Source organism: Streptomyces sp. NPDC032161 (assembly GCF_040636995.1).
Classification (GTDB): Bacteria; Actinomycetota; Actinomycetes; order Streptomycetales; family Streptomycetaceae; genus Streptomyces.
This window is the reverse complement of record NZ_JBEZVN010000118.1, coordinates 1-1,450: the sequence shown is the minus strand read 5'-3', so window position 1 is coordinate 1,450 and position 1,450 is coordinate 1. Positions and strand designations below refer to the sequence as shown.

Sequence of the window (1,450 nt, the reverse complement as noted above, 5' to 3'; positions counted from 1 at the left end):
GGCTTCCCAATGCTGATGTCAAGCCGCGAGGGTTACTGGTGGTGCGACTTGGTAGCACCGTCGGTCACGGATGAGTGCGCAGATGACGTTGACGCGACGGCGTGCGAGAGCAAGGACGGCTTGTGTGTGTCGCTTCCCCTCGGCTCTCTTGCGGTCGTAGAACCGGCGGGAGTTGGGGTCACGCTGGATACTGATGAGCGCGGACGTGTAGAAGACCCGTTGAAGTCGTCGGTGGTAGCGCTGCGGCCGGTGCAGATTGCCGCTGCTCTTTCCGGAGTCGCGGGGTGCGGGGGCGAGGCCGGCGAAGGCCGCCAGGCGGTCTGCGGTGGGGAACCCTTCGAGATCGCCGCCGATTCCGACGAGGAGCTCGGCGCCGAGCACGGTACCGATGCCGGGCACGCTCTCGATTACTTCGGCGAGTTCGTGTTCGCGAAACCGGCCCTCGATGAGCTTGTCGGTTTCGTTGACTTTCTCGTTGAGGGCCATCACCTCCTTCGCGAGGGTGTGGACCATCTTGGCGATCGCCTTCTCGCCGACGACGGCGGTGTGCTGCCGCCCGGCAGCCTCCACGGCTGCCTCGGCCAGTCTCTGGGCGCCCTGGACCTTACGGTTGTGCAGCCAGGCTGTGAGCCGCTTGACACCGGCACGCCGGATGGCGGCTGGCGTCTGGTAGCCCGTCAGCAGCACGAGCGGACCGACGTTGGTGACGTCCAGGGCGCGTTCGAGCGCGGGAAACATGCTGGTCAGCGTGGAGCGGAGGCGGTTGACCGTCCGGGTGCGGTCGGCGACCAGGTCGCTGCGGTAGCTGGTCAGCAGCTTCAGTTCGATCACTGCCTCGTCGCCGGGGCGGACGGGCTGCAGGTCCCTGCGCATGCGTGCCTGGTCCGCGATCACTCGGGCGTCCCGGGCGTCGGTCTTGCCTTCGCCCCGGTAGCCGTCGGTGGCCCGGTTGACGACGCGTCCAGGGATGTAGAGAAGTTCCTGGCTGTGGTTGACCAGGAGCGCGATCAGCAGGCCGGGCTCACCGCCGGTCATGTCCACGGCCCAGGTGGTCTGCTCTTCATCGGCGAGAGCGAGGACGTCGCCCAGCAGCTGGAGGAGCTCCACCTCGTCGTTGGCAACGCGCCGCGACAGCAGCCGGTCGCCTTCCGCGTCCACCACCACGCAGTGGTGGTGCGTCTTGCCGCAGTCGATCCCCGCCCATATCCGGCTCATCGTGCTCCAGTCGTTCGCTCTTGCAGTTCGCACCACGGACGACCTCGCCGGCATTGCTCTACACAGCGACCTTCTCGCACTTCCCAATCGGCGGCCGAGTCGTCGTGGGGAGCCGGGCGGCCAAGCCACCAAAGCCACGGACGGCAGCGGCATGAAAGCCACACCCGGCTCCCCTGGGTGCCACAACCCTACGAATGGCTGGGGCGATCCCAGAAGAAAGGTAGAGCGGCATGAG

Annotated in this window: 1 protein-coding gene; it reads right to left on the bottom strand. The window is 67.0% G+C overall.

Annotated elements, in window-relative coordinates; translation table 11 throughout:
* Positions 1–18: 18 nt before the first annotated feature.
* Entirely contained in the window at positions 19–1,215 is a 1,197-nt protein-coding gene (locus AB0E67_RS36460) for an IS110 family transposase (protein ID WP_362035160.1), read from the bottom strand.
* Positions 1,216–1,450 lie beyond the last annotated feature (235 nt).